This window comes from Bifidobacterium cebidarum (assembly GCF_009193305.1).
Classification (GTDB): Bacteria; Actinomycetota; Actinomycetes; order Actinomycetales; family Bifidobacteriaceae; genus Bifidobacterium; species Bifidobacterium cebidarum.
The window spans coordinates 183697-207646 of sequence record NZ_WBVS01000003.1; the positions used below are offsets into that span (position 1 = coordinate 183697).

Sequence of the window (23950 nt, forward strand, 5' to 3'; positions counted from 1 at the left end):
CCGAAATTTGCATCAAAGAGCCGGCTGGCTGTGATATGTGTTGCGCGACCGTAAGCAGCGCAGGTGCGTGCTAGGCTTTGCGAGCACGCGCCGGAGCGAGGCCGAACGGCCTTGAGTGTGTCGCGCAACACATGTCATAGCCAGCCAGCGGTCAGCTGCTACGGAAGCTCACTTATTCGCTTCCGTCATTTGCCTGAGTTCCTTTTTGAGGTCGCGGATTTCGTCGCGCAATCGTGCGGCGAGCTCGAACTGGAGTTGTTCGGCGGCGGTGTGCATCTGTTCGGAGAGCTGGCGAATCAGATCGGCGAGATCCTGCGCGGGCAGTCCAGCCTTCAGGATCTCCTCATGGCGTTTATCGGCCTCCTCAGGGTTCATGGTCGGCACGCCAAGATGCGTATTGCCAGCCTTGCCCGCATTACGGTAACCGCCTTCGAGCAGGGTCTGCGTATCCACATCCTCCTTGGCAAGCATGTCGTTGACGTCACTGATCTTCTTGATCAGCGGTTTCGGGTCGATGCCATGCTCCTTGTTGTAGGCGATCTGCTTGGCGCGACGTCGGTCGGTTTCATCGATGGCCTTGCGCATGGCCTCCGTGGTTTCGTCGGCATACATGATCACCGTACCGGACACGTTTCGGGCCGCACGGCCGATGGTCTGGATCAGGGACCGGTACGAACGCAGGAAGCCTTCCTTGTCAGCATCCAGAATGGCGACCAGCGAGACCTCGGGCAGATCGAGGCCTTCGCGCAGCAGATTGATGCCGACGATCACATCGATCTTGCCTTCGCGCAGCATGCGCAGCAGCTCGACTCGACGCAGCGTATCCACATCGGAATGCAGGTATTCGACCTTGATGCCGCGTTCCAGCAGATAGTCGGTCAGGTCTTCGGCCATCTTCTTGGTGAGTGTCGTGACCAAAGCGCGTTCGTTTTTCGCTACACGAGCCTTGATCTCGCCAAGCAGATCATCAATCTGACCTTCCACCGGGCGCACATCGATCTTCGGGTCAAGCAGACCGGTCGGTCGAATGATCTGCTCCACCACACCGTCGGAAAGACCCAGCTCATAGTCGCCAGGAGTCGCGGACAGATATACGGTCTGGCCTACACGCTCCAGGAATTCCGGCCATTTAAGCGGACGGTTGTCCATTGCGGAAGGAAGGCGGAAGCCATGCTCCACCAACGTGCGCTTGCGGGAGGCATCGCCTTCATACATTGCGCCAATCTGCGGGACCGTTACATGCGACTCATCAATCACCAGCAGGAAGTCATCGGGGAAGAAATCCAGCAGCGTATGCGGCGGAGTGCCAGGAGCTCGACCGTCGAAGTGCCGCGAGTAATTCTCGACTCCGGAGCACACACCCACCTGGGTGAGCATCTCCAAATCGTACGTGGTACGCATGTTGAGTCGCTGCGCTTCCAGCTCCTTGCCTTGCTTATGCAATTCGGCCAGACGCTCGTCAAGTTCCTCGCGGATGGTTTTGAGCGCACGTTCCATACGCGCCGGGCCGGCCACATAATGGGAGGCCGGGAAGATATGCACTTCGTTCTCTTCGGCTATCTCATCGCCAGTCAGCGGATGCAACGTGGAGATGCGGTCGATTTCATCACCGAAAAATTCGATGCGAACCGCCAGCTCCTCATAGACGGGAATGATTTCCACGGTGTCGCCACGCACACGGAACGTGCCACGGGTGAAGGCGATGTCGTTGCGCTTGTATTGCATGGCGACGAATTGGCGCAATAGGTCATCTCTGTTGATCTCCTGCCCGACTTTGAGCAGCAGCATACGGCCGGCATACTCCTCCGGCGTGCCCAAACCGTAGATGCAGGAGACCGTGGCCACCACCACGCAATCCCGGCGGGTCAGCAGGTTTGCCGTGGCCTGATGACGCAGACGCTCCACATCGTCGTTGATGTTGGAATCCTTTTCAATATAAGTGTCGGTCTGCGGGATGTAGGCTTCCGGTTGGTAGTAGTCGTAGTAGGAGACGAAGTAGCTGACGGCGTTATCCGGCATCAGCTCACGGAACTCGGCGCACAATTGCGCGGCAAGCGTCTTGTTGGGCTCGATGATCAACGTCGGGCGCTGCAAACGCTCGATCAGCCATGCGGTGGTGGCGGTCTTGCCGGTACCGGTGGCGCCCATCAACACCACATCGTTCTCACCGTTTTCGATGCGTTCAGCCAGCTCTTCGATGGCTTGAGGCTGGTCGCCAGCCGGCTTGTATGGTGATTTGACGACGAAAGGCTTATTGGCGCGCTCGATATTGAATCCCATGCGGCCATCATAAGCACTGTAGGTTTTTCAACACAAAATGTAGGACTTCTAACACTGACTGTAGGTTTTTGAACGTTGACTGTAGGTTTTTGAACGGATTTTGTTCAAAAACCTACAGTCAGTGTTGAAAAACCTACAGTTGTTGTTCAAAAGCCTACAGTCTTATGAGGTTCGCCTTATGAGGTTCACCTTATTTATAAGGGTTTGCCCATCCATCGGGGTTTGCCCATCCATAAGGGTTTGCCCATCCATAGGGGGGTTACCTATTCACAAGTGTTTACCTATTTACAGGGGTCTGCCTAATTTATAGGGTTTTTTATAGGGGTTTGTCTATTGGTTGGTTATGGGTTGGCATATGGATTTGCGCTAACAGACGCTGATATATTTCATCCACTTGTGCCATCATGCGGCTCATCGGCTGAGCCGAGTCAATGACGATATTCGCAATCGCCCGGCGCTCGGCTTCACTGGATTGGTGCCGGATACGACCTTCGGCCTGTTCAAGGCTCATGCCGCGTTCCTCAATCATGCGCTCGATCCGCATGCAGACCGGCGCCTCCACGGTAATAATGTGGTCGAAGCTCAAGGGAATGCTGCCGATGACTTCGGCCAGCAACGGCACGTCATGAACGATGATATCCGACGTGCTGCACGAGCGCTCTTGCCGAGCGGCAAGTTGATAGACAAGCGGGTGCTCGATGGCATCCAACCGTTCCCTCGCCCCTGGCTCCGCATGGGCTCCAAAAACATGGTCGGCCATCCAGGAGCGGTTCAAAGCACCGTCCGGCAGCAAAGCATCAGGCCCGAAGGCCTGTGCGATTTGGGCAATGGCCTCTCCCCCAGGCTCGACAATCCGATGCGCCAATGCATCATAATCAATGACTATTGCTCCGAGTTCGGCGAAACGCGCGGCAACCGTACTCTTGCCTGCGGCTATGCCACCTGTCAGTCCAATTCTCATAATGGCCATGCTAATACGAGAAAACCCGGCCCATATGGACCGGGTTTTCATTACGCACTAAGCGTCAGCAGCAACTCACTTGCCGAGCAGCTGGTCGCGCAGAGCGGCGAGCTGGTCGGAGTCGGCGAGGGTGCCGGTTGCCGGAGCGGCGGAAGAGTAGTTGGAGGTCTCCTCGACCGGCTTCTCTTCCTTCTGGCCCTGGCCGTCGGCGGCAGCGGACTCGGCTGCGTTGGCCAGTTCCTTGGCGACGAACTCCTTGTGCTCTTCCCACAGTTCGTGAGCGGCAGCGTACTGGGATTCCCATTCCTCACGCTGCTTCTCGTAGCCAGCGATCCACTCGTTGGTGTTCGGGTCGAAGCCTTCAGGGTACTTGTAGTTGCCCTGCTCGTCGTACTCGGCCGGCATGCCGTAGATAGCCGGATCGAAGTCCTCGGAAGCCGGGTCGACGGAGTCGTTGGCCTGCTTGAGGGACAGGGAGATGCGGCGACGATCGAGATCGACGTCGATCACCTTGACGAACACGGTCTCGCCCGGCTTGACCACGGTCTCCGGGTTCTCGACGTGACGGTTGGCGAGCTCGGAGATGTGCACCAGGCCCTCGATGCCGTCTTCGACGGAGATGAAGACACCGAACTGAACGATCTTGGTGACCTTGCCCTTGACGATCTGGCCAGGAACGTGGGTGCGAGCGAAGCGCTGCCATGGATCTTCCTGGGTGGCCTTGAGGGACAGGGAGATGCGTTCGCGATCGAGATCGACGTCGAGCACCTCAACGGTGACCTTGTCGCCGACCTTGACGACCTCGGACGGGTGATCGATGTGCTTCCAAGACAGCTCGGAAACGTGGATCAGGCCGTCAACGCCACCCAGGTCAACGAAGGCGCCGAAGTTGACGATGGAGGACACAACGCCCTCACGGATCTGGCCCTTCTTGAGCTGGGAGAGGAAGGTCTCACGGACCTCGGACTGGGTCTCCTCGAGGTACTGGCGACGGGAGAGGACCACGTTGTTGCGGTTCTTGTCGAGCTCGAGGATCTTGGCCTTGATCTTCTGGCCGATGTACGGGGAGAGATCGCGGACACGACGCATTTCGACGAGGGAAGCCGGCAGGAAGCCACGCAGACCGATGTCGACGATGAGGCCGCCCTTGACGGCTTCGATGACGGTGCCCTCAACAACGCCGTCAGCTTCCTTGATCTTCTCGATGTCGCCCCAGGCGCGCTCGTACTGAGCACGCTTCTTGGAGAGAATCAGTCGGCCTTCCTTGTCTTCCTTGGTGACGACAAGGGCTTCAATCTGGTCGCCGACCTCGACAACCTCGTCAGGATCAACGTCCTTCTTGATGGAAAGTTCGCGGGAAGGAATCACACCTTCGGTCTTGTAGCCGATGTCCAGGAGAACTTCGTCGTGATCGATCTTGACGACGGTGCCCTCAACCAGATCACCATCGTCGAAGTTCTTGATGGTGGAATCGACTGCCTTGATGAAGTCCTCTTCGGTGCCGATATCGTTGATGGCGACCTTGGTGACTTCAGTGTTGTTCTCTGCCATGTAAATATATGGTTTCTAATAGTGGATGGATAATTACTCGATATTCAGTTATGCCTGTACGCCTTTTCAGACATACAAGCATTCAGAATACATAGAGCTATAGCCAAGAAACCACTGCAATACCAAGGTGTGTCGCGCATTCTCTTTTGCAAGAGGCCGCTGATGGGCGAGGATGTGCATGTCTCGACACACTCAAGGCCGTTTGGCCTCGCTCCGGTGCGTGCTCGCAAAGCTTAGCACGCACCTGCGCTGCTTATAGTCGAGTCATGCACATCCTCGCCCACCAGCTCCGCATCACAAGGAACGCTCGGCCATCTCCACTACGTTGGCGAGCAGCATGGCGCGGGTCATCGGGCCTACACCACCAGGATTCGGCGTATAGGCGGAAGCCTTGTCATAGCAGGCCTTGTCCACGTCGCCCTTGATGCGGTAGCGTCCAGCTTCCTCATCGAAGACGCGGCTGACGCCCACGTCAACCAGCACCGCGCCCTCCTTGATCTTGTCCGGGGTGACGAATCCGGCCGAGCCCATGGCGGCGACGATCACATCAGCACGACGCATATGGTCCACCACATCCTTGGTGCCGGTGTGGCACAGGGTCACGGTGGCGTTGACGGCGTTGCGGGTCAGCATCAGTCCGATGGTACGGCCGATGGTGATGCCACGGCCCAGGACGCAGACCTCCTTGCCGTTCAAATCGATGTCATAGGCCTTGAGCAGTTCGATGACGCCGCGTGGCGTGCAGGGCAGCGGCGTGGAGATGTCCCCTCGCACGTGAAGCACCAGTTCGCCGAGATTGTACGGATGCATGCCGTCGGCGTCCTTGGCCGGGTCGATGAGGTCGATGATCGCGTTCTGGTCGATGCCTTTGGGCAGCGGCAGCTGGACGATGAAACCATTGCAGGCCGGATCTTCATTGAGCTCCTTCACCGCATTCGCGATATCCTCGAACGAGGCATCGGCCGGCAATTCCCTCTTCACCGAATTGACGCCAATCTCCTTGCAGTCGGCATGTTTGCCGGCCACATATTTCACTGATCCAGGGTCCTCCCCCACCAGCAGCGTGCCGAGGCCCGGCACCACGCCTTGCGCTTTGAGACGCTCAACGCGCTCAGCGAGATCAGCCTTGATGTCAGCAGCGACCTTCTTGCCGTCGATTCTTGTAGCCATCGAAGCCCTTCCTTGCATGTTTCGGTGAACAGTATCGAAACTGTAGACTATCGTTGAAATAAGTCAGGTTTGTATCTCACGATGAAGAAGGCTTGCCATGGGGACTCGATTTGCACGATTCACGCGATTCGCCGCCGCCTCGATCAGTGCGATGATGCTGCTCGCAACGGCCGCATGCGGGTCTCAGACGTCTTCGGAGCAACCTTCAGCCGAAACCGACAACACCGCCCAGCAGCCGACTGGCCCGATCACCGTCGTCTCCTCGTTGAATCAATGGGGGTCGTTGGCCGCCGAACTGGGCGGCGACGATGTGAAAGTCACGTCCATTGTGAATTCCACCAATGTGGATGCACATGACTTCGAGCCGAAGACCTCGGATGTCGCCAAACTCGCCAAGGCCCAAATCGTGGTGGCCAATGGCGCCGGTTATGATTCCTGGGCCACCAAGTCTCTGAGCAAAACCTCGAATCTGGTGTCCGCCGCTTCCGTAGTCGGCGCCATGGAGGGGGACAATCCGCATCTGTGGTTCTCCAAAGACGCCCGCTCCGGCATGGCGGAGGCGATCACCGAGGCATATATCAAGGCGCTGCCCAGCAAGAAGAAGAATTTCCAACAGCGTCTCAAAACCTGGCAGCAGGGCGAGAAATCCTTGGAGAAGTGGACCAACGATTTCACCAAGAAGCACAGCAAACTCACCTATGCCGCCACGGAACCGGTTGTCTATTACCTGATGGCGGACCTCGGCTTCGACGACTCCACACCCAAAGGGTATTCGCAATCCATTGCCTCCGGCGGAGAAGCGGCTCCCGCCGACCTGCAATCATTCCAGAAAATCATCGAAGACCGCAATGTAGACGTGCTGATCAATAACACGCAGGAATCCAGCGACGCCACGAATATGATCACGGGCACCGCAGGCCGTTCCGATGTTCCCGTAGTGGATGTGTCCGAGCAGATGCCGAAAGACGCCACTTCGCTCAATGCGTGGATTAACCAACTGATCAACACGATCATCGACGCCGTCGACCCCACCTATGGTTGCGATTCAGACGATGCCGACAGCAGCAGCGCCGATGACGACAGCAACACCGACGGCTCCTCGAACGACGGCAACACATCCGCCGACGCCGAAGACAGCGCCGACGACACTGCCTCCAGCGGCACAGACGACGATGATCAATCAAGCCGGTCCGATGATGCTTCGACGACGCAAGGCTCCGCCACCGAAGACGAGGCTCCCAATTTCATTCGCGCATGCAAAGCCTCGTCGAAGGGCACTTCGACCGATGCCAACGGTCAGACGTCATCCGATGACTCCACCAGCGCCAATGACGATTCCGCCCCATCCAATGCGGGTCAGACCGATCCTGGTAAGTAAGTTAATGCAACGCCTATAGCCCATAGAGCGCCGCCGTCGCGAGCTGCAATCGTGATCATCAGCGATCATATTCGCTATTGAGAACGATTGTCAGCATCATTTGCCACAATCGGAGTCATGAACAGCGATTCCGAGTGCATTGTGTTTAATGATGCGGCCATCAAACGTGGCGACCATATTATTTGGCAGCACGGCACCTTCACCATCCCCTATGGATCGGTCACGGCCATCGTAGGAACCAACGGCGCCGGCAAGACCACGATGATGAAGGCGGAACTCGGGTTGCTGCCGCTGGCACATGGCACTGTGCACGTGCTGGGCGAACCGGCGGGCCAGTCGAACCAACGCATCGGCTATGTGCCGCAAAGCTATGTGGCGAATGTGGATTCCAATCTCACCGCCGAGCAATCCGTGTTGCTGGGACTCACCGGAACACGCTTCGGCATTCACCCAATCACCAAAGCCCAGCGGGCCAAAGCTCACGAAGCCATGGAGTTCACCGGCATCGCCGACAAAGCGAAATACCGGCTTTCCGAACTTTCCGGCGGCCTGCGCCAACGCGTGGCCATCGCCCAGGCCCTGGTCTGCGACCCCAAGCTGCTCATGCTCGATGAGCCGTTGGCCAACCTCGATCTTGCCAGCCAGCGATCCACCGTGCATGTGCTTGCCCGCCTCAATCAGGAGCTGGGCATGACCATTCAAGTGGTGGCCCATGACCTTAACATGCTGCTGCCGATACTTACAGGTGCGGTGTATCTGCTGGACGGCCATCCGCATTACGCCGATATGGGCAAAGTGCTGGATTCCGATCTGCTGACGCACCTCTACGGCACTCAGGTCCAAGTGGTCACCACCCCTCAAGGCGACATGTTCGTGACTCCGACGCCGGATGAGCCTCAGAATCAGGAGCAGGACATGCACTCCGCCACTGAGGTGGCACAGATGCATCATCATAATCACAACATCAATCACATGAATTGATGCCCAAGGCAATGGCTGGGATACAACAATGACTTCTATCGACTTCTCCTTCGACCCTGAATGGATGAGTACGCTCACCGCACCGTTCATGACGAATGCCTTCGTGGCCGGACTATGCATCGCCTTGGCCGCCGGTGTCATGGGCTACTTCACCATCGCCAGGCACTCCACATTCGCCGCACACGCCTTGGCCCACATCGGTCTGCCCGGCGCCACCGGCGCAGTGCTGCTCGGCTTGCCGGTATCGCTGGGCATGGGCACCTTCGCCCTCGGTGGCGCACTGATCATCGGTGCGCTCGGCAAGCGAATCTCCGAACGCGAAATAGCCACCGGTACCGTTCTGGCGTTCGCCACCGGCCTGGGCCTGTTCTTCGCGCGACTCTCCAGCTCCGCCTCCCAGCAGATGCAATCCATTTTGTTCGGCTCGATTCTGACCATCACCACCGGGCAGATCATCGGTTTCGCGATCTTCGATGCACTATTGCTGGTGCTGCTGTCCATTATCTATAGGCCGTTACTGTTCAGTTCCCTGGACGAGCAGGTGGCACAGGCCAAAGGCGTGCCGATCGGACTGATGAATGTGGCGTTCATGGCGATTATGGCCGGGGTCATCACCATTGCGGTACCCGCAGTCGGCACGTTGTTGATTTTCGCATTGGTGATCACGCCTGCGGCAACCGCCAATATCCTGGCCGGCTCGCCATTGAAGGCCATGGTGATCGCCAGCGTGCTGTGCCTGGTCTCCATCTGGGCCGGTCTCGTGCTTTCCGCCATGTTCCCCGCTCCCCCGAGCTTCATTATCGTGACGCTTTCCACACTGTTCTGGGCCATCGCCAAGGGTGTGGCCGCGTTGCAAACGCGCTAGTCGCCGCATTCACCGCATGCGCTATTCCAACCGTGCGTCATCGCGGCACGGCGATTCCAGTAGCGCTCCCGTAGCGCAAGGATTTCAGGAAGATAACCTATATCTCCGGAATTTCTTGCGCTGACGGTGTCTCACTGCAAGATATTCGGGAGGTATGGCGTCACTTCCCGAATTTCTTGCAGTGAGACACCGTCAGCGCAAAGATTTCGGGAGGTATGGGCCATTTTCCGGAATTTCTTGCATTAACTTGTTCACGTTCAGCAATGACGTATGTGTCTGATCGATGACGACGAAACCGGACGGAATGCAGACGTATGGAAATCAATCCTCACGCGCAACGAGGGCGTTGGCGATGGCGGCGATGCCCTCGCCCCGGCCGGTGAAACCCATATGATCCGTAGTGGTGGCGGTTACAGAGACACGGCAACCAACCGCTTCGGAAAGTACAGCTTCGGCTTCATCCCGGCGTGCGCCGATCTTCGGACGATTGCCGACGATCACCACCGAGGCCGAAGTAGGCGTGAAGCCCTGAGCAGCAAGATAGGCCGCCGTTTCGCGGAGCATATCAACACCATGCATACCGGCACCATGCGCTTCGGCGCCCACGCCGAACAACAAGCCGATATCTCCGAGCCCTGCGGCGGAAAGCAACGCGTCGATAAGGGCATGCGCGGCCACGTCGCCGTCGGAATCCCCTTCGATGCCCTCGTATCGAGCGGCCTGCGCATCATCGGCGCCTTCGGGAACGGGCCAGTGGAGGCCGGCGACCCATAACGGGCGTCCGGTTCCAGCCGGAGCGAAACGATGCGCGTCGAAGCCTTGGCCAATCATCATGCTGCTGTCGGTCACCGAATCCTCCAAATGTCATTCGCATGCCGTCGGATTAAGACGCCTATGCCGCGGCGGCGATACCAAGCGACACGAAAAAATCCCGGCTCATCACTGACGATGATCCGGGATCCATGATCACTTCTTCTTGGACTTCTTTTCGGCAGCCACACGGGCGAGCGTATCGGCCGCGGCCTCCTCCGGCTCTTCAGTGTGGTGCTTCTCATCACCCGGCTGGGCGGGCTCATAACCGAGGTTCACGTCGAGCAGACGCTGCGCCTCAGGCTCGTCGATCTTCTCGCTCAGCGCGATCTCAGACGTGAGGATGGCGCGCGCCTTGGTCAGCATGCGCTTCTCGCCGGCGGACAAACCGTGCTCATCCACATCGCGCTGGGCAAGGTCGCGGACCACTTCCGCGATCTTGTTGACATCACCGGTGGCGATCTTCTCCACGTTAAGCTTGTAGCGACGAGACCAATTCATCTCTTTTTCGATAATCGGCGTACGAAGAATCTCGAAGACCTTGGCCACTTCAGAGGCGGAGACGATGTCGCGCACACCGACTTTCTTGGCGTTGTCCACCGGGACATTGATGACCAAGCCATCCGAAGACAATACGGACAGCTGAAGATACTCACGCGTCACGCCCTTGACCGTCCGCTCGGTGATGGCCTCCACCTTTGCTGCACCATGACGTGGATAGACGACCATATCGCCGACTTGATAAGACATGTACCCTCCGAGAACTGACGGCTCACACACAAAAACTCGAATAATTATGCCACCCGGCATGGACGGGAAAAATGAGAACGCTCACATTCTCCGCAACACGCTCAAATGCACAGAAATTCGATATATTTACTGCGTTAATACGGCGTTTTCAACTTCCACACACGTAGACTTTTGGGCATGGATACTGAAAAGAAGATCAAAGAAGATACCATCACCGTGCCTGTTGCCCAGGGCGATCTCGACGCTGTGAGCAACGCCGAATTCTACAACCCCCACGAGGTTCTCGGCGGCCATCTTGGCATCGGCAAGCATGCCGACACCGTGACCATTCGTGTCCTGCGCCCTCTCGCCAAAGCCGTAACCGTCGTCACTCAGCACGGCGAATACCCGATGCACCATGAGCACAACGGCGTGTTCGTGACCACCGTGCCCGCCGCAGGTGACGCCAAGCAGCCCGCGGTGCCCGATTACCGCGTGCGCACCGAGTGGGAAAGCGGTGAAGTCATCGTCGAAGACGATCCGTACCGTTACCTGCCCACCCTTGGCGAGATGGACACCTACCTGTTCGGCGAAGGACGCCATGAGAAGCTCTGGGAGGCCTTGGGCGCCCATGTGCTGCGTTACGACGATCCGATGGGCAGTGCCAACGGCACCGCGGGCGAGCAGCTGGTCGGCACCGCATTCTCCGTCTGGGCCCCGAACGCCCACGCCGTGCGCGTCGTCGGCGACTTCAACGGCTGGGATGGCCGCCGCCACGCCATGCGCGAGCTCGGCTCCTCCGGCGTGTGGGAGATCTTCATCCCCGGCGTCAAAGCCGGAGAGCATTACAAGTTCCATATCCTCAACGCCAACTATCAGTGGGAGATGAAGGCCGACCCGATGGAGCGCCAGCACGAGGTGCCGCCGAACACGGCGTCCATCGTGACCGACTCCCATTACGAGTGGCAGGATGACGCTTGGATGCAGCGCCGCCGCACCACCAATCCGGCCAACGGACCGGTATCCATCTACGAGGTGCATGCCGGCAGCTGGAAGCAGGGGCTCACCTACCGTGATCTGGCCAAGCAGCTCGTGGAGTACGTCAAGCAGGAGGGCTACACCCATGTGGAGTTCATGCCGCTTGCCCAGCACCCGTTCTCCGGTTCCTGGGGCTATCAGGTCACCGGCTACTATGCGGTCGATTCCCGTCTTGGCTCCCCCGATGATTTCCGCTACCTTGTCGACCAGTTCCACCAGGCCGGCATCGGCGTGATCATGGATTGGGTGCCCGCCCACTTCCCGAAGGACGCCTTCGCCTTGGGCCGCTTCGACGGCACCCCGCTATACGAGGATCCTGATCCGCTGCGCGGCGAGCACCCGGACTGGGGCACCTACGTGTTCAACTTCGGCCGCCGCGAAGTGCGCAACTTCCTCGTGGCCAACGCCCTGTTCTGGCTTGAGGACCTGCACATCGACGCCCTACGCGTGGATGCCGTCAGCTCGATGCTCTACCTCGACTACAGCCGCGAACCCGGCCAGTGGAGGCCGAACATCTACGGCGGCCGCGAGAACCTGGAAGCCATCGACTTCCTCAAGGAGGCCACGGCGACCGCATACAAGAACAACCCGGGCATCATGATGATCGCCGAGGAATCCACCGCATGGCCGGGTATCACCGCTCCGACCTCCGCCGGCGGCATCGGCTTCGGCCTCAAATGGAACATGGGCTGGATGCACGACACCCTCGAATACCTGCACGAGGAGCCCATCAACCGCAAGTGGCACCACAACGAGATCACCTTCTCCATGGTCTACGCCTACTCCGAGCACTACGTGCTGCCCATCAGCCACGATGAGGTGGTGTACGGCAAGGGTTCCGTCTACGGCAAGATGCCGGGCGACGGCTGGCAGAAGATGGCGGGCGTACGCTCCCTGTTCGCCTATCAGTGGGCCCACCCGGGCAAGAAGCTCTCCTTCATGGGCAATGAGCTGGCCCAGTGGGGCGAATGGGATCACGATGCGTCCATCGACTGGGATTGCCTGAATTGGGAGGAGCACCGCCAGATTCAGAAGTTCGTCGGCGACCTCAACGCCTTCTACAAGGCCAATCCGGCCCTGTGGAGCCAGGACTTCGACCCGGCCGGATTCCAATGGCTCACCAGCGATGATGCCGACCACAATACGCTGAGCTTCCTCAGGATCGGCGCCAAGGGCGAAACCTTGGCCGTGGTGGTCAACTTCTCCGGTGAGGCTTGGTCCGACTACCAGGTGGCGCTGCCCACCGGCGGCAAGTGGACCGAGGTGTTCACCACCGATGACGCCAAGTACGGTGGCTCCGACATCCATAACGGCACGTTCGAGGCGGAGGAAGGCGAATACCATTCCCGTCCGTTCTCGGCAAAGATCACCGTTCCGGCCCTTGGAGTTGTATTCTTGAAGCCAGAGGACTGAACAAGTCAACTGGCTGAAAGGTAATTGTTTATGCTCAATACCCCAGCACGTCAAAACACGGCCGTACGCACGGTGCTGGTGGTGGAGGACGAACCGACGCTCGCCACCGCCATCGCCCAACGTATCACCGCCGAAGGTTGGAGTGCCCGTGTGGCCGGCGACGGTGCGTCGGCCGTGCAGGCGGCCTCACAGCTCAAGCCGGATCTGGTCATCATGGATATCATGCTGCCCGTGATGGATGGGCTTGAGGCCACCAAGCGCATTGTGGCCGAGCGCCCTGTGCCAGTGCTGATTCTCACCGCCCGAGACGATGAGACCGATAAGGTCATCGGTCTCGGCGCCGGCGCGGATGACTATATGACCAAGCCGTTCTCTATGCGTGAGCTCATCGCCCGTTGCAAGGCGCTGCTCCGCCGTGTGGAACGTGCCAAGGTCATTGCCAAGAACTCCGAGAACGAGAAGATCCTCGATTTCGGCTCCATGGTCATCGACCCGGCCCAGCGTATCGTTACGCTGGATGGCGAGCAGGTGCATCTGACACCCACCGAATTCGATTTGCTGGCCACGCTGGCCCGCAGGCCGAAGTCCGTGCTCACTCGAGAGAAGCTCCTCGAGGAGGTATGGGATTGGGTGGATGCTTCAGGCACCCGCACCGTGGACAGCCATGTCAAGGCATTGCGCCATAAGCTTGGCGCGGATATGATTCGAACCGTGCATGGCGTGGGCTACGCATTCGAGCCTCCGACCGAGTGATGGCAAAGCAATCAAAAAAATCCCGGCTTGGCGTTTTCGGCGTCAAGCCGGTTGATTTATTCTCGTCTCTGAAGCTGGAACTGAGCGCATTGATTGTGTGCGCCACGGCCATTGCATTCGTGATGTGCTGGTTCCTGTTGAAATTCGGCTGGTCCGGCTGGATCGCCATGCCATTGACCTTGGTGGTGGCGCTGGGTATCACCTATGTGTTTTCGCGCGGCATCACCGCTCCCCTACGCCAGATGCGCGACGTGGCGGAGGCCATGGCGGACGGCGACTACACGGTGCGCGTGACCATCGATCCGACCAGACATGATGAGGTGGGCCAGCTCGCCCGCTCCTTCAACGAGATGGCCGAAGAACTCGAGCACGCGGATAAGATGCGTCTCGACATGATCGCCAATGTGAGCCATGAGCTGCGCACGCCGGTTTCGGCGCTGCAGGCCATGGTCGAGAACATGGCGGACGGCGTCACCGACCCCACCCCGGCCAATCTGGAAAGCATCCTCACCCAGACGCAGCGCTTATCCGATCTCATCGCATTCCTGCTTGATCTGAGCCGCATGGAGGCCGGCGCCGCAAGCCTCAACATCGAACGGTTCAACGTGGCCGACTTCCTGGACGAAACCGTCGAGCCGCTGGAGATCACCGATGGCGGGCACGCTCATGATATTCAGATGCACGTGCCGCAAGACGTCACCATGGAAGGCGACCAGGACCGTCTGCGCCAGTTGTTCACCAATATCATCGCCAACGCTCTGAAGCACTCCCCTGACGGCACCACAGTGCTTATCGAGACCCATGAGGACACGAACAACGGCACCATTGTGACCAATGTGGTCAATTTCGGCTCGCAAATCGCCGCCGCGGACCGCTCCGCCATCTTCCGCCGGTTCGTCAAAGGCAAATCCGGCCCCGGAACCGAATCCGGCGGCACGGGTCTGGGTCTTTCCATCGCCCGCTGGGCCGCCCAGCTGCACGGCGGCACAGTGAAAGTCGTCGACGATGATCGCGGCGCCGATTTCGAAATCATCCTGCCCAAATACCACATCTCACAGGACTGAATCCTCCACCACGGCATCCGCAAGCGTCAACGCGCCGAGGACCCGGGCTCCGCTTTGCCGGCATGCTCGAACGCATTGGCGCAATGTGGAGCCCGTGGTGATGATGTCATCGACCAGTACCACGGCGTCGCCCTGAAACGTCATGCCTCCGGCGACGGCGATATGGCCACCTATGCGCTGCGCCCGCTGGGTGAACGATATCTGCTGCACCGAACGGCCTCCCACAGCCGTGCTCACCAAAATCGGAGCGGCAACGGCATCGACGCCCCGCTCACGCAAACCCGCCGCCACTGCCTTGGCCAATGGCAATACGTGCCTGCGCCCTCGCCGTCGCATGGAGGATGACGACGAGGGCGCAGGCACGACCATCACCGTCTTTCCCGCGCATACGGGCGCCAGAGGCGAACGACATGCCAGCGCGTTCATGATGGAGCCGAACACCGCATCGAGTTCCACATCATCGTGGTCCTTCCAAGCCAAAATCGCATGTCGGGCAACCGATTGATATGAGGCGGCCGACCATACGGATACGCCGGTCTTCATGCCCAACCCATTGTCGATGGATTCAAGCCGACGGCATCGGCATTGATCAAAACGCCCGGCGCACTGTTGGCACAACACGGCGTCGGGCGCATCGCAACCGGCACAGCCTCGGGGAAACACTATGTCACGAGCCGCCCGCCACGCATGGCATGCCAGCTGCAATGCATCCAACATTCGCGGCATCATCATGCTTCTCCCCCGGCCGAATCAAATCCGTATATTCACTGACCGTCAAACGGCGCAGGATGCTGTGCCACACGTCGCAGCAGGGCATCCAGAAGTCCCAGAGCATCCGTGGGATCGGTCACTTTGATTCCCATCGCACCTGCCTCCACCGCAGGATAATCATTGCCTCCGGGGGTCATGCGATCGCCCACGAAGGCGATCTGCCCGACCGAAAGCCCCAATAGTCCCGCAAGCTTGCGCACGGCATAGGACTTGTCAATGCCATGCTTGCTCACGTCCACGCTGGAATAGCCACCGGTCCGCACCCTCAGATCCGGGAAATCCTGGCTGACCAATGCGGCCAGCGCATGCTTCTTGCTATCATCCGGATCCCATTGCTGTTTGACTGCCACCGGAGCATACTGGCCCAATGCGGAGAATGTGATCTGACTTCCGCGGTTCTCGATACGGGGGCCCCATACCTGGTTCTCCCAGAGGCCAAGCGCCTTGGCATGCCGCTCCAGACTGGATTCGATGGCCTCGACCGCAGCCTGATCCAGATCATGGGCGTAGACCAATGACCATTGGCCATGCCGCCAACGGTAGTATCTGGATCCGGAAGTGGGCATGACGTGCAGATTGCCCCTCTCGGCATGCTCGTTCAACACGTCAAGCACCTGCATCGTGACCACCGCCATGCTGCCGCCGGAGATCAACGCCACCGGTATGCGTGCGGTCAATTCGCTGAATCGTTCCGTCATCGCCGGGCTCATGGGCTGTTTGGAACTGGCAAGCGTATTGTCCAGATCAAAACCGAACAGGCATGCTTTGGCACACAATTCGTCCAAATCAAGTTCGGTCCACGATTGCACTCGCATCCGTCGTGTCCTCCTCGCTGACGAAGCAACCCCAATGCACCAATCCTAGCGCATATTGCCTTCGCCTTGGCCTATGGTGGGAGGCATGCTTCAACCACCATGGAACGCCAGAGTCTACAGGAACCGTCATGGCAGGGGCATGCGCACCCCTATGTTCGGCATTCGCATGCCCCGATACCGCACGCGCACCGGAATGTTCGACGATATGGTGGCCGCACAGATACGCAGGCTCAACGATGCCTGGCCGGAGTTGATTCGACCGCTGCAATTCGCCGTGGAGGATGTGCCGCCTTCGGATCCGGTGCCGTGGCAGACCGAACCGAACATGACGTCGCAATGCTTCCCGGCGTCCCATGGCATACCCGCACGCGTGGTGTTGTATCGTCTGCCGATGCAGACCGAAGCGCCGACCAAACTGGAACTGCAGCTTGCCATACGCGACGAGGTGGTTTCACGTGTGGCCGAGCTCTATGGCAGGCGGCCCGAGGAGATCGACCCCGATTGGGGCATGTGATCGCCGGTCAACGCACGATCGCCGCGTTGCTGCGCGCCCATACATGAGCCGTGGCCGGCATCAGGGAGACGGATTCAACGGATGCGAGTCCCGCGACCTTGCCATCACCGAGATTGTCGTGGGTGAGCCGGATGCTCCAACCAACCTTGCTGGATTCATCCTCCATCATGAAGATGACGGCGTGGGCGTCCTCCCCATTGAAATCATCGGCGTCGATGCTTTGGGCGGCGTTGGCGCCAAGCGTGATGTCCTTGCTGCCCACGGCATTGCCCTGGGCATCGAAACCATGAATCGTAATATGCTGCTCGGCATTGGACGCATTGGCCACGGTTATCGCAGCGGATACGCCATCAGGGACGCTCATCGCGGAGAACCGGGCCGGGGCGGCGGCGTTCATCAGGGCGAAGTCGGCCTGCTGATCGTCTCCGGAGCGGCTTGCCTTGATGCTCAGCGAGAGCTTGTCTTCGGCGGTGGACATCACGCCAAGGGCCTCCTTGGGTGCCGACCCCAAATCGACGACCTCCACTTGGCCGGCCTTGATCGCAACATCCTTGGCATGGACCAAGCCATGTGCGGTGATCCACGACAGTTCCGTATTGGTATCGGAATGGGCGAACAGGTATGCGGTGACGGCATCGGAATCACTGACCGAGGGAATCACGGACGTGTTCGAGGAAGCGGCCAGTGGCAGGGCGAAATCCGACCCCTTGGAGGTGAGGCCATCCATCACCACGGTGCGCACCACGGCGGCGATAGGCGTTTCCTTGCTGGAGACCGTGACGAACAGTCCGTCCTGGTCGGCCACCGATGCGGCCAGATCCAACGAGGATTCCCCCTCGGCGGGGATGGTGAGCGAGGACTGCGTTGACAGCGCCATCTTCCCGGATTGCTTCGACCCCCAGATCGACAGGTCGACCGTGGTTGGCTTGGTCGAGGGGTTGGCCACGATCAGCTGCTGCGTGGTGCCGGTCGAGCTTCCCGCGAGGAGGAACGACTGGCTCAAGGCGGTGGCCACGCAGGATGCCGCGGATACGCCTTTGAGGTCGCCGGTATCGGCCCATGAGGCGATAGACCCCACACTGCCGGTTCCAGCGGATGCCTGCAGCATATGGGTGTCCATCAGACGGGAGGCGTCGACATCCTGCTCGCCGGTTTTCACATCGGCGTCATCGGTCAGATCGTTGTCTTTCAGGGTGAGGTTGCCGGAGCTTGAATCCCGCCCCAGGGCGGAAACCGTGGAGGTGTATACCGAGCCGAACGAGGCGTACCGTGCTTTGGTGCTCAGATTGCCGGTGGAAACCTGGAACTCGCTGTCGCCATAGGTGCCGGTGTCCACCAAACCCATGGGGGCCGGGCAATAGGTCTGAGCCTGCGTGGGGCTCACGGTCTGGTCCATGGCGTCATCGGTGGCAGCCACGGAATCCGTCCAGGATCGGGGCCCGGGAATGATGAACAACGCCACCAAGGCCGCCACGAGAACGACGGTGGTGATGGCGCCAAGCACAATATTGGTCACGCGCCTTGCTCCGGCGGTAATATGCTTGCTCATGCTTCCTCCTCCAATCCGTCGGTCAGCTTCCTGCGCGGCACGGCGACCAGGCAATAGAAGATCATGATGACCGACAGGCAGGCCAGCCAGGCGTATCGCCATGCACTCTGCTGCGTGCGCCGCTGCCATGATGTATCCACGTTCTGCTCGTCCACGTTCTGCAGGGTAAGACGGTAGTAGCTTCCCTCATCCGTGGACACCAAGGATTGTGTGCCGTTGGATGCGGCGATATTGGCGCTCAGCTGCTCATACGGAGAGCCCGCGGTGCTGGCCTGGCCGTTGGCGGCCACATAGATGCCTCCGAATCCGAGGTTGCTGATATCCGTTATGGCTTGCTCGTCCGGATTGGACAGCAGTGAGGCGGCGGCCTTGGCGAGCTTCTGATCGATCTCGTCATGCTCGCCGTCCAGCAGACGGACGCGTGCGATCGGAGAGCTGTCGATCAGATCGCCGCGGGAGGTGCGCATCACCGAATAGTCGACCGCGTTGCGGGTTTGCGCGCTGATGGCCAGGACGCGATGATCCGCGCCGGATGCAAGATAATCGGTGGTGACCATGGGCAGCCCCGTCTCGGTGACGGACAGCCCTTCATCGCGATGGCGTTCCAGGCCATACCAGCATTGGATGGCGACGCAGGCCGCCAATACGCAGGCCAGGACGATACGCCCGGAGACGATCAGCCGCCGAGTGCGTTCGGCGATGGCTTGGTTCTCGCTTGGAATCTGGGAGGCGGAGATATGCAACGGATGGAACCGTTTCACCGCCCCGCCCGCCACCAGGCAGGTGCAGGCGAGGAACCCCATGATCATCAGCAGGTTGCCCGGCTGCGCCGAACCTGCGATGACCCCATCGGAGTCGACGGCGATGGCCACACGGCCGGAGACTATGGATAGCAACGCTCCGCAGACGATCAGCACCCACATCAGCCGTGATGCGCGCAACGCGAACGGCAGCACCAGCGAGACGATCGCCAGAATCGTGAAAACCGACAGCAATACGGCGAGCGCGATGTCCACCGCTTGCATGGATGCCGGATCCCAACCCAGCGCGCGCTTCGTGGACTCGAACAAGCTGAGCGCGGCCGGCGAACCGTTGGCCGCCGTGGAAGGCACCATGATGTCACCGAAGAGCTGTCTCCATGCGCCTTCGCCCCAGTAGCGAACGGCATTGACCAGCGTAGGGGCCACGGTGAAGGCCGCGGGTACAGGAATGAGCAGCAGTGCGGCGCGCTTGCGCCTCACGAACATCAGGAACGCGAGGAACGCCACGACCAAAGCGAGCAACAGCTGTGGTTCGGCGGCCACCACGGGGATGAAGCACAATGCGGAAATGGCCGCGGCCTGCACCGAGGTGCGCGGCTTCAACGGGTCTTCCGTGTGATACATGCCTACCGCACGGAACACGAAGGCAAACGCGGCCGGCATGAACACCAGAACCGTCAGCATGGGCAGGTTCGCCTGCGCATGCCAGCCGAACATCATGCCGGTGGAAGCCCATAGCAGCCCTCCCAGCACACGTACCACGTCGGAACGGGTGAAGATGCCCGCGAGCGCCCAGAACGACAATGCGCTCAGGGGGGCCGCCGCAAACAGGATCAACGCCAAGGCGGCGCCGACATGGCCCCATGTGGCCAACGAGGACACCATCAGCACCATCAGCCATGGCGTGGGCGGAGCCGGGATGCCGGTGCCGGCCCCGAAGACCCAGAGCGTGGTGGCGGATTGGACCAGCTGAGCGAAACTCGCCCCGGTGGGCAGCAGCTGGTTCGAATACAGCGACCCGTCGGAGAACACGTTCTTGAATACCGGCCAATACAGCAATGCCACGGCCAGGAACGCGACCAGCGCCATGCACAAGGCCGCCACCCATCGGCGGATCAGACGCTTACGCAGATGCGCGCGTTCCAGCGGGCTCAGCAGCACGACGCCCTGCTGGGCTCGGAATGCCTCACGACGTTCATGGAACTGGCGGATCTGCTGCCGGTCCGCGGAAAGCACCTGCAGCGAGGAGAGCGGCACCTTGCTTTGCCGTGCCACCAGAGCGCGGGAACCAATCGCCCTGGGAATGGAGGTCAACGCCAGCCAGGGCAAGCATAATTGAATCAACGCCTGATAGGGCCGTTTGCGGAACAGCAGGGCGAAGGTCATGCCGAAGCTGCGGATCAGACGCCACAGCCAGGTCACGACCCACACGGACATATGGATATCGGTGTAGAAGTAGCGCTGCTGCGAGCGCGCGATGCCCATGGCGGCGCTTCTGGCGTGTTCATGCTCGAGCGCTTCACCGTTGTGGCTGCGGATGCCTTCGTAACGGGCACGGCGGTGGGAGATCTCCGCTTTCGGCACCACGACCACTCGGCCACCGTTGAGGCATACGCGCCGGCAGAAGTCCACGGATTCGCTGTAGGTGGTCATCCACGGGTTGAGTTTGAGGCGTTTGAACTCATCGAATGAAATCAGGGCGCCGGCCAGGGAGACCGCGAATACATCCTGGCGGCCATCGTACTGCTCCTGGTCCGGTTCGCCGTCGACGACCAGGGAATGCACGGCATGCCTGCCGGCGTACATGCCGACCTCATGCAGCCGTTCGCCTTCCCAATCGCATTGCTTGCATCCCAGGATGCTGGCGCCGGGGGCATTGCGCCATGCCTCCAGCAGATGCTCCAGGCATAGGGAATCCGATGGGCGGGAGTCGTCATGCAACAGCCAGAGCGCCCTGGTGGAGGAATTGAGTTCGGCCTTGGTCACGGCCTTGGTCACGGCATCGCCGAAGGAGCGCGCCCCCTTGGCCCGCACGATCTGGATGCTGACCTGTTTGGCCTGAGGCACCCGCAGCACCGGGCCGGAAGGCGAGGGAATGACCTCGAACGAGGTTTTCACCGATTGGGTGGTGCGCCCTGACGCATCGGCGATGACGATCACACCGGGCAATATGCTTTGCGTCAGCACCGCGTGCAACGTGGATTCGAGGAATCGCGTGTCATCTTCAACAGTGATCACGGCCGTCACCCCGGCATCCACATCCTGCCGATGCGTATACGGCCGCGCGGCCATGGCGTTGGCCAATGCATTATGGATATCGTTATTCGCTGTTGAACTCATAAACTCCCAGTGTACGCATGAACCTTGAAGGGGTTGTGTATGCGCACGGCTCGCCGCCCGCACCGGGCACTGCGCACCGAGCAGGCTATGCCTGTTCTCGATGCTCCTTCTTGTAACGGCGGCGTTCACGCTCGCTCATGCCACCCCAGATGCCGAAACGCTCATCATGGTCTATGGCCCATTTCAGGCATTGTTCGCGCACCTCGCATTTGGCGCATACCCGCTTGGCGTCTCGCGTGGAACCGCCTTTTTCTGGGAAGAACGCTTCCGGATCGGTTTGCGCGCACAGCGCCTTATGCTGCCATGACACGTCACCGTCCGGATGGAACAGCCCCCATAATTCCTGCAATGGCTCTTCGGCGGAATCGTCGATCACACCCCACATGCGATCCTCCTTGCCTTTGAGCTTTTTCATACGCCTAAATTACACACATGCCACTTGGAGTTTGTCAAATTACTTCTCGTGTCAATACCCTTATTTGCCGGAGATTGTGCTATAAGAGCATCTGTCTTGTGTGATGCCGCGACCAATGCCGCATCGCGAACCGACGGCGTGCGGCATCTCCGGCCAGGCCCCGAACCAGCGAGTATGTGCCGTTCCTGCGTAGGAACAACACAGCCCCGCCATCGCCGGCAGGCGCTGTGCCAAAGTGTCATTCAGACACGCGACGACATCAGGAGGATTTTGCATGACGCAGGAATCAGGTGAAGCGGATCAGCACATCAATCCGCCTAGCTTTGCTCCTCCGGCAAATCGTCGCACCAGGCCTTCCGCCCAGATACCTTCCTCCGCGGTGAACGCCGCACGCGCATCGGTGCCGCAATATCGACCGCATCGCGCCGTGAACGCGGCGGATCAGGAGATGCCGGCGTCGTTCGCGCCTCCCGCATCCCGCCGCGCCTCCGCCGCAGGCGCCCCGTCGACGCCTCCGGCGTTTTCCCCCAACGCCGCAAGACGCCGCTCCTCCGCCTCCTCGGGGCAGGACGCGGCGCCGAGGAGCATCGCGCCAGCCCAGGCACGACGTTCCTCGGGTTCTTCGCGCAATGCGGTTCGCCAGCCCTCCGCCGATGCGGCATCCGTCCTTCGAGCGCAACATGGCTTCACCTCCGCCCTGACCGCAGGCCGAGGCGCTGCGGCCGCCGCCGTGGAGCGCCCCCATGCCAAGCGCCCCAGCGCCGGCAGGATCGCCGCATGCGCATTCGCGTTGGTGGCCGCGCTGCTGGCGTTGTCCGTCTTCGGCGCCTGGGGGTGGGTGAACAGCCGGCTCAATAAAACCGATTGGTTGACAGGCGCCGCCGACACGCCGGCCTCCACCTGGCTGATTCTCGGCTCCGACGAGCGAGATGACCCGAACAGCGATGTCACCGGTTTCCGCACGGACACGATTCTGGTGCTCACCAAGCCCAAGAGCGGCCCCAGTTCGCTGATCTCGATTCCACGAGACTCGCTGAGGCAGATCGACGACCAGTACATGAAGATCAACGCCGTGGCGCAATTGCTGGGCAGGAAGGTCCTGGTGCAGCAGGTCGAGGACATCACCGGCCAGAAGATCGATCATGTGGCGCAGATCAAGTTCGGCGGCCTGGAGCAGGTGGTCGACGCCCTGGGTGGCGTGCAGCTGTGCTATGACCAGGATGTGAACGACGTATATTCCGGTCTGAACTGGCAGGCGGGCTGCCATAACGCCAATGGCAGCGTCGCCTTGGCGTTCTCCCGCATGCGTTATTCCGACGCCAACGGTGATTTCGGCCGCAACGAACGCCAGCGTCAGGTCATCGCCGCCGTGGTGAAGAAGGCCTCCAGCAAGGAGACGCTCACCAACCCCAAGAGGGTCATGGCTGTGGGAGAGGCCGGTCTGAGTGCGCTGTCCGTCGACGAGAAGGCCTCCCCGATGTCGCTGCTCGACATGGCGTTGGCGTTCAAGGACGCCACCGGCTCCAAAGGCATCTCCGGCAGCGTGTATTGGTCCGATCCCGATTATTACGTCGACGGCGTGGGCTCCTCCGTGCTGCTTGACGATCAGAAGAACACCGCATTGTTCAGCCAGCTGGCGTCCGGCACCCATGCCGCGGGCGTGGTGGGCACGCTGGCCGAAGGCTGACATCGTCGCATCGTCGCCTTTTCATTGATCGACGCCTCTTATGCCTCACGCTCCCCAAGATTGTGGATAACTTCATAAGCTGGAACCACATACCCCGTTCCGGCT

Annotated in this window: 19 protein-coding genes; 8 read left to right on the forward strand and 11 right to left on the reverse strand. The window is 60.1% G+C overall.

The window, feature by feature from the left end:
- Positions 1-168: 168 nt before the first annotated feature.
- From uvrB to F7D08_RS04455, 4 genes are all read right to left on the reverse strand, one after another.
- Positions 169-2280 (reverse strand): excinuclease ABC subunit UvrB, encoded by a 2112-nt coding sequence (uvrB, locus tag F7D08_RS04440; protein WP_152209480.1) that lies wholly within the window; start codon positions 2278-2280, stop codon positions 169-171.
- 316 nt (positions 2281-2596) lie between these two features.
- Positions 2597-3250 (reverse strand): dephospho-CoA kinase, encoded by a 654-nt coding sequence (gene coaE / locus F7D08_RS04445; RefSeq protein WP_152209481.1) that lies wholly within the window; start codon positions 3248-3250, stop codon positions 2597-2599.
- A 66-nt stretch (positions 3251-3316) separates the two neighbouring features.
- Positions 3317-4792, reverse strand: a complete 1476-nt coding sequence (gene rpsA, locus F7D08_RS04450; protein ID WP_033890373.1) for a 30S ribosomal protein S1 — start codon at positions 4790-4792, stop codon at positions 3317-3319.
- Positions 4793-5086: 294 nt separating this feature from the next.
- Entirely contained in the window at positions 5087-5962 is an 876-nt protein-coding gene (locus tag F7D08_RS04455; RefSeq protein ID WP_152209482.1) for a bifunctional methylenetetrahydrofolate dehydrogenase/methenyltetrahydrofolate cyclohydrolase, read from the reverse strand.
- Between the two features lie 97 nt (positions 5963-6059).
- On the opposite strand from F7D08_RS04455, the gene F7D08_RS04460 reads away from it, so the two are divergent.
- The 3 genes from F7D08_RS04460 to F7D08_RS04470 all read left to right on the forward strand — a co-directional run bounded on the left by F7D08_RS04460 (position 6060) and on the right by F7D08_RS04470 (position 9186).
- Positions 6060-7340 (forward strand): metal ABC transporter solute-binding protein, Zn/Mn family, encoded by a 1281-nt coding sequence (locus F7D08_RS04460; protein ID WP_152209483.1) that lies wholly within the window; start codon positions 6060-6062, stop codon positions 7338-7340.
- 117 nt (positions 7341-7457) lie between these two features.
- Positions 7458-8321: an ABC transporter ATP-binding protein gene (locus F7D08_RS04465; RefSeq protein ID WP_152209484.1), complete on the forward strand. Its 864-nt coding sequence runs from the start codon at positions 7458-7460 to the stop codon at positions 8319-8321.
- A gap of 28 nt (positions 8322-8349) precedes the next feature.
- Positions 8350-9186 (forward strand): metal ABC transporter permease, encoded by an 837-nt coding sequence (locus F7D08_RS04470; protein WP_152209485.1) that lies wholly within the window; start codon positions 8350-8352, stop codon positions 9184-9186.
- A 321-nt stretch (positions 9187-9507) separates the two neighbouring features.
- Here the strand turns inward: F7D08_RS04470 and ispF are convergent, their stop codons facing one another.
- Positions 9508-10020: a 2-C-methyl-D-erythritol 2,4-cyclodiphosphate synthase gene (gene ispF / locus F7D08_RS04475; protein WP_152209577.1), complete on the reverse strand. Its 513-nt coding sequence runs from the start codon at positions 10018-10020 to the stop codon at positions 9508-9510.
- Positions 10021-10152: 132 nt separating this feature from the next.
- Positions 10153-10746, reverse strand: coding sequence for a CarD family transcriptional regulator (locus F7D08_RS04480; protein WP_100494228.1), 594 nt, complete (start codon positions 10744-10746; stop codon positions 10153-10155).
- Between the two features lie 177 nt (positions 10747-10923).
- Here F7D08_RS04480 and glgB point away from each other — a divergent pair, with 177 nt between their 5' ends.
- The 3 genes from glgB to F7D08_RS04495 are packed head-to-tail and all read left to right on the forward strand — an operon-like array spanning position 10924 to position 14993.
- Entirely contained in the window at positions 10924-13176 is a 2253-nt protein-coding gene (gene glgB, locus F7D08_RS04485) for a 1,4-alpha-glucan branching protein GlgB (protein ID WP_152209486.1), read from the forward strand.
- 30 nt (positions 13177-13206) lie between these two features.
- A complete protein-coding gene (locus F7D08_RS04490; RefSeq protein WP_152209487.1) occupies positions 13207-13929 on the forward strand; it encodes a response regulator transcription factor in 723 nt (240 codons plus the stop codon).
- A complete protein-coding gene (locus tag F7D08_RS04495; RefSeq protein ID WP_152209488.1) occupies positions 13929-14993 on the forward strand; it encodes a sensor histidine kinase in 1065 nt (354 codons plus the stop codon). The genes F7D08_RS04490 and F7D08_RS04495 overlap by 1 nt, the downstream gene beginning before the upstream one ends.
- Here the strand turns inward: F7D08_RS04495 and F7D08_RS04500 are convergent.
- A complete protein-coding gene (locus F7D08_RS04500; RefSeq protein ID WP_319624259.1) occupies positions 14982-15536 on the reverse strand; it encodes a ComF family protein in 555 nt (184 codons plus the stop codon). The two genes, F7D08_RS04495 and F7D08_RS04500, sit on opposite strands and share 12 nt — an antisense overlap.
- Positions 15537-15757: 221 nt before the next feature.
- A complete protein-coding gene (locus F7D08_RS04505) occupies positions 15758-16579 on the reverse strand; it encodes an HAD-IIB family hydrolase (RefSeq protein WP_152209489.1) in 822 nt (273 codons plus the stop codon).
- An 85-nt stretch (positions 16580-16664) separates the two neighbouring features.
- Here F7D08_RS04505 and F7D08_RS04510 point away from each other — a divergent pair, with 85 nt between their 5' ends.
- Positions 16665-17093, forward strand: a complete 429-nt coding sequence (locus F7D08_RS04510) for a metallopeptidase family protein (protein WP_193316190.1) — start codon at positions 16665-16667, stop codon at positions 17091-17093.
- Between the two features lie 7 nt (positions 17094-17100).
- Here the strand turns inward: F7D08_RS04510 and F7D08_RS04515 are convergent, their stop codons facing one another.
- The 3 genes from F7D08_RS04515 to F7D08_RS04525 all read right to left on the reverse strand — a co-directional run bounded on the left by F7D08_RS04515 (position 17101) and on the right by F7D08_RS04525 (position 22128).
- A complete protein-coding gene (locus tag F7D08_RS04515; RefSeq protein WP_152209491.1) occupies positions 17101-18642 on the reverse strand; it encodes a DUF5719 family protein in 1542 nt (513 codons plus the stop codon).
- Complete coding sequence (locus F7D08_RS04520) at positions 18639-21743, reverse strand: glycosyltransferase family 2 protein (RefSeq protein WP_152209492.1); 3105 nt, start codon at positions 21741-21743, stop codon at positions 18639-18641. The genes F7D08_RS04515 and F7D08_RS04520 overlap by 4 nt, the downstream gene beginning before the upstream one ends.
- Before the next feature lie 85 nt (positions 21744-21828).
- Positions 21829-22128, reverse strand: a complete 300-nt coding sequence (locus F7D08_RS04525) for a WhiB family transcriptional regulator (RefSeq protein ID WP_100494286.1) — start codon at positions 22126-22128, stop codon at positions 21829-21831.
- Between the two features lie 304 nt (positions 22129-22432).
- Here F7D08_RS04525 and F7D08_RS04530 point away from each other — a divergent pair, with 304 nt between their 5' ends.
- The gene (locus F7D08_RS04530; RefSeq protein ID WP_152209493.1) at positions 22433-23845 is read left to right on the forward strand and encodes an LCP family protein; all 1413 of its coding nucleotides are present in this window, start codon (positions 22433-22435) and stop codon (positions 23843-23845) included.
- The last annotated feature ends 105 nt before the right edge of the window (positions 23846-23950 follow it).

What these genes read in the sequence shown, in the direction of transcription:
- F7D08_RS04480 (WP_100494228.1), bottom strand. Translation starts at nt 10,746, where the DNA reads ATGTCTTATCAAGTCGGCGATATGGTCGTCTATCCACGTCATGGTGCA.
- glgB (WP_152209486.1), top strand. Translation starts at nt 10,924, where the DNA reads ATGGATACTGAAAAGAAGATCAAAGAAGATACCATCACCGTGCCTGTT.
- F7D08_RS04495 (WP_152209488.1), top strand. Translation starts at nt 13,929, where the DNA reads ATGGCAAAGCAATCAAAAAAATCCCGGCTTGGCGTTTTCGGCGTCAAG.
- rpsA (WP_033890373.1), bottom strand. Translation starts at nt 4,792, where the DNA reads ATGGCAGAGAACAACACTGAAGTCACCAAGGTCGCCATCAACGATATC.
- F7D08_RS04520 (WP_152209492.1), bottom strand. Translation starts at nt 21,743, where the DNA reads ATGAGTTCAACAGCGAATAACGATATCCATAATGCATTGGCCAACGCC.
- F7D08_RS04460 (WP_152209483.1), top strand. Translation starts at nt 6,060, where the DNA reads ATGGGGACTCGATTTGCACGATTCACGCGATTCGCCGCCGCCTCGATC.
- F7D08_RS04490 (WP_152209487.1), top strand. Translation starts at nt 13,207, where the DNA reads ATGCTCAATACCCCAGCACGTCAAAACACGGCCGTACGCACGGTGCTG.
- coaE (WP_152209481.1), bottom strand. Translation starts at nt 3,250, where the DNA reads ATGGCCATTATGAGAATTGGACTGACAGGTGGCATAGCCGCAGGCAAG.
- uvrB (WP_152209480.1), bottom strand. Translation starts at nt 2,280, where the DNA reads ATGGGATTCAATATCGAGCGCGCCAATAAGCCTTTCGTCGTCAAATCA.
- F7D08_RS04515 (WP_152209491.1), bottom strand. Translation starts at nt 18,642, where the DNA reads ATGAGCAAGCATATTACCGCCGGAGCAAGGCGCGTGACCAATATTGTG.
- ispF (WP_152209577.1), bottom strand. Translation starts at nt 10,020, where the DNA reads ATGATGATTGGCCAAGGCTTCGACGCGCATCGTTTCGCTCCGGCTGGA.
- F7D08_RS04465 (WP_152209484.1), top strand. Translation starts at nt 7,458, where the DNA reads ATGAACAGCGATTCCGAGTGCATTGTGTTTAATGATGCGGCCATCAAA.
- F7D08_RS04455 (WP_152209482.1), bottom strand. Translation starts at nt 5,962, where the DNA reads ATGGCTACAAGAATCGACGGCAAGAAGGTCGCTGCTGACATCAAGGCT.
- F7D08_RS04530 (WP_152209493.1), top strand. Translation starts at nt 22,433, where the DNA reads ATGACGCAGGAATCAGGTGAAGCGGATCAGCACATCAATCCGCCTAGC.
- F7D08_RS04470 (WP_152209485.1), top strand. Translation starts at nt 8,350, where the DNA reads ATGACTTCTATCGACTTCTCCTTCGACCCTGAATGGATGAGTACGCTC.
- F7D08_RS04500 (WP_319624259.1), bottom strand. Translation starts at nt 15,536, where the DNA reads ATGAAGACCGGCGTATCCGTATGGTCGGCCGCCTCATATCAATCGGTT.
- F7D08_RS04505 (WP_152209489.1), bottom strand. Translation starts at nt 16,579, where the DNA reads ATGCGAGTGCAATCGTGGACCGAACTTGATTTGGACGAATTGTGTGCC.
- F7D08_RS04525 (WP_100494286.1), bottom strand. Translation starts at nt 22,128, where the DNA reads ATGTGGGGTGTGATCGACGATTCCGCCGAAGAGCCATTGCAGGAATTA.
- F7D08_RS04510 (WP_193316190.1), top strand. Translation starts at nt 16,665, where the DNA reads ATGCTTCAACCACCATGGAACGCCAGAGTCTACAGGAACCGTCATGGC.